At 58.2% G+C, this 3,862-nt stretch carries 5 protein-coding genes; 2 read left to right on the forward strand and 3 right to left on the reverse strand.

Translation table 11 applies throughout. The annotated features are described in order from the left end of the window. On the forward strand, positions 1-1,458 hold a 1,458-nt coding region (locus tag AC1XOS_RS20885), incomplete at its 5' end, for a proteasome accessory factor PafA2 family protein (protein ID WP_481964141.1). Positions 1,459-1,479: 21 nt separating this feature from the next. Here the strand turns inward: AC1XOS_RS20885 and AC1XOS_RS20890 are convergent. The 3 genes from AC1XOS_RS20890 to AC1XOS_RS20900 are packed head-to-tail and all read right to left on the reverse strand — an operon-like array spanning position 1,480 to position 3,653. Then, positions 1,480-2,199: a hypothetical protein gene (locus AC1XOS_RS20890; protein ID WP_481964142.1), complete on the reverse strand. Its 720-nt coding sequence runs from the start codon at positions 2,197-2,199 to the stop codon at positions 1,480-1,482. Positions 2,200-2,235: 36 nt separating this feature from the next. Beyond that, on the reverse strand, positions 2,236-2,937 hold the full coding sequence (locus AC1XOS_RS20895; RefSeq protein WP_481964143.1) for a hypothetical protein: 702 nt from the start codon (positions 2,935-2,937) through the stop codon (positions 2,236-2,238). Further along, positions 2,934-3,653, reverse strand: a complete 720-nt coding sequence (locus AC1XOS_RS20900) for a hypothetical protein (RefSeq protein ID WP_481964144.1) — start codon at positions 3,651-3,653, stop codon at positions 2,934-2,936. Before AC1XOS_RS20900 ends, AC1XOS_RS20895 begins: the two co-directional genes overlap by 4 nt. 107 nt (positions 3,654-3,760) lie before the next feature. Here AC1XOS_RS20900 and AC1XOS_RS20905 point away from each other — a divergent pair. Then, on the forward strand, positions 3,761-3,862 hold a 102-nt coding region (locus tag AC1XOS_RS20905), incomplete at its 3' end, for a twin-arginine translocation signal domain-containing protein (RefSeq protein WP_481964145.1).

The following is a 3,862-nucleotide window of genomic DNA, read 5'->3' on the forward strand; positions in this document are numbered from 1 at the left end:
GGGATCGAGACTGAGTTCGGGTGCATGGTGCGCGATGACGCGGCGGGGACACCAGAGCAGGTTGTCGAGGCGGTCAAGAACCACTGTTTTTATCAGAAGCACTGGGGCCTGATTGACCTGCACGCGCGAGACTACTCCTTTGAGCCTGCGCGGAGTGGGGGATTTCTTCTCAATGGGGGCCGTCTCTATATTGATGCGGTAGGCGACCATGAGGAGTATGCTACCCCGGAGTGTACGGATATCTTCGATGTCTGCCGCTACAATAAGGCGGGGCAGTGGATTGTCCAGAGCCTGCTCAACGATCTTGGGCTCTCGGAGACGGCCTCGTTTCATAACAACTCGGTGGATCACTTTGGGGGCCATACGTTTGGCTGTCATGAGAACTACTTGGTCGAGATGCACGATGAGGACTTCTTTCGGGCGAGCTTCAACTATCTCTTGCCGTTCTTAGTCACCCGTCAGATCTTTGCGGGCGTCGGGCGCGTGGGCGGGCACCGGCTTAATTTTTCGTCCATGAAGAACTCGGTGATGACGATCTCCGATTACGATGTGGACTACCAGTGGGTGAGCAATTTCTATGGCGTTGAGATTGACCCGACGGTAGATTTCCAGCTCTCTCAGCGCGCCGATCATATTGTGAAGACCATTAGTAGCCGTGTGCGCTTCAATCGCGCCATTATCAACCCCAAGTGGGATAGCTACTACAACTTCTCGAATCTCCACCGCCTGCATATTCTCTACGGTGAGGGCAATATGTCCGACTACGCCACCGCACTGAAAGTTGGGACGACGTGTGTGGTGCTCTCGCTGGTCGAAGATGGCCTGCTGGGCACCGAGGTCGAGATCCGCGACCCGCTCGAGACCCTGCGCTCCGTCAGCCGTGACCCAAGCTGGAAGTGGCTGGTGAAGCGCAAGGCGGGGGGGACGATCAAGGCGGTGGATCTCCAGCGCATCTACCTGGAAGCGGGTAAGAAGCGCCTCGCGGGGGTGGACACGCAGACCGACTGGGTGCTCCGTGAGTGGGAAGCGACTCTTGATGCCCTGGAGTCCGATCCGATGACCTTGGCCAATAAGCTCGACTGGGTCGCTAAGCACAAGATGTACACCGAGTTCATGAAGTCGGAAGGCGTCGGCTGGCACGACGATGTGATGCAGAGCTTGGATATCGAGTATCACAACGCCAACCGTAGTCAGAGCCTCTTCTATGGCCTAGAGGAGCTTGGTGAGATGGAGCGCCTGGTCACCGATGCTGAGATCGCCGAGGCTACGGTCGCTGCGCCACAGAACACCCGCGCCGCCGCTCGCGCTGATATTATCAAGAAACTTCTGGATAAAAAGTCCAAGGACTACGTCATTGACTGGGACTTGGTCTATTTGGCTAAAAACCGTCATCTTGATCTCAAAAACCCCTTCGACACCTACCTGAAAGAGGCAGAGAGCTTCACCAAGGGCATATAACCGATGCGGAAAACGGCTTTTTTAGCGGCGAAGATCAACGAGGCACTCTAGGGCAGCTTCTCGGGTGCGCTCGGTCAGGCTGGCGCGGAGGCTCTCGGCGAGCGGACGAGCGGCTTCTTCCTTGGCGGAGCCCAGTGTCAGGAGAGCGGCGACAGTAAGATCATCGTGGCGGTTGTCGGTGATGGCGGCGAGCAAGAACTGGCGGACCTCGTCCGGCAGGAGCGCGGCATCGTCTGCGGAGAGACGCGGGAGAAGCCTGGCGATGGCGGAGCGAATCGCCTCCTCAATCTCTTGCTCCCAGCGCCGCTTTTTGCCATCCAGGAGTGCGGCTGCATGGCAGAGTGGCCCCAGGGACTCGCGCTCATGAATCTCATTGACGACCTCCGTCAGCCCGGCGAGAGCGTTGTGCCGCAGAGGGCCGTAGCGCCGCACGGAGAGCCAGATTGCGAGGGCGATCATGAGGGGGCCAGCCAGAAATAACGGTAAAGGGACCATGCCCAAGAAGCCGCCTTGGTAGTTGAGGAGCACCCAGAACCCTAGGGTGATGCTCATCACGATGAGCGTCACCCGCTCACGCCGCAGTCGGCTCATCTGCTCTTCCTGAAGGCACTGGCAGAGCTGAAGCGCCGCCGCATCCGCGCTCAGTCCGGTGAGAGCGCGACTAATATCGGTGACAGGAAGTAGTGCGGGCTTGAGGCGATCCCGTAGCGCAGTGTAGCTAGTGTTAGATTTTTGCACCATGGCTCAGGCAACCTCCATTTCTATCATCGCCCTATTCTAGCGTACCTCGTCCAAAAACGCCTCGGCGGCATCGCGGAGAACGGGTTTTCGGAGGAGCTTTTGGGCAATCGGAACCGTTTTCTCGTCCCGCACGCTCCCCAGCACCAAGAGCGCCGCTCGAACCAGGTCGGGCTCCGTGGTAGGGTTTGCGCAGAGTGTCCGCAAGAGCTGTCGCCGCTCGGGGGTGAGTAGCTCCGAAAGCTCGTCCTCACTGGCACGTGTCAGTAGTTGGGCCACGCTTTCTCGCAGCGCTGTTTTCGCGACAGAGTTCGCTGCATGATTGAGCCAGCCCAGCAGATCCAGCAGCTCCGGCAGAATCTGTGTACTCCGGCACTCCGGTAGCAGCTCACTCAAAATCCCCATCAGGCGCTCCGTCCGCTGGCGGCGCTTCTTGCACTCGGGGAGAAAGGGGATCAGTACCGATAACAATACGACGATCTGAACTCCGACCGCGAGCAACTTCAGGCTATCAGGTGCAAGTCGCATCAGTGGCAACACAAGCCCCATCAACATCAGCCCGCCGGTAGGAGGCTGAAGCTCGGCTTGGTGGGGGGCTACTGCATCGTGAATCAGGCGAACGGCGGTTTCTGCATCGCAGGTCTGGAGCGGAGGAATCTGCGCACGGCGAGTCGGCTCCTCGTCACGCAGCTTTCTCCAGAGCAGGAGTGCTTCGGTAGGACGAACCCGCTGGCGCATCATGAGGTCACCCGCACTGCATCCAGAAACGCCTCGACTCCATCTTTTACGTCGGGGCTTTTGCGCCGAAGCGCATAGGCGAGTGGCACTGTTTTCTGGTCTTTGACGCTCCCAAGGGCGAGAAGCGCGATGACAATCAGGTCGTGTGGTGTGTCCGAGCGGGTGAGAAGCTGGCGCAGGGTCTGGCGGCGCTCCTCGGTCAGTATCTGCCGTAGCTCATCCTCCCCGACCCGAGGCAGGAGGCGTGTGAGCGTGATGCACAACAGCCGCGTGTGCTCAGGTGGGGCGCTCTGGAGCCAGCCGAGAAAGTCGAGTAGCTCAGGACAAACGGCGCTACTGGTACAGTTGCCCAGAACCGCACTTAGGCTCTCCCGAAGTACTACTACCCTACGTAGCGGGGCAGCATTGATGATATTTTCTAGGATTCGAAGCGGCAAAGCTAAGATAAAAGCAAAGAAGGCGAGTGCTAGGCATAGGGGCACCAGCAAGCCTAGTACCATGGCAATATTGAGGAAAAAGTATGGATGAAAAATCTGCCCTAGTAGGCCAAATACGAGGTAGCCCACCAAGCAAACTAAGGCTAAGCGCAGAGTGTTGAGCCATGCCGCACTGAGTTTCTCCCAGGGCACGAGGTGAAGCTTGAGCAGGTGAGTTTGTGGAGCCGTTTTGTCGTGGATCTCAACGACGGTTTCTTCGGGGCGGAGCATCTGAAGCTGCACAGGCAAAGTGTACCGCAAATCACGAGGGGCGCAGGAAAATATTGTCGAGATGCAGAACTGATCCGCAACGGGAAAACAGGCAGGTCACTGCCAGGATAGGGACAACCATGAATAAAAACGACGATTCTAAGCTGGATCGCAGACAGTTTCTCACGGAGGCGGGACTTGGGGCGGCGCTACTGAGCGTCAGCCCGAGCGTCGCACTTGCC

The organism is Armatimonas sp. (genome assembly GCF_964826245.1).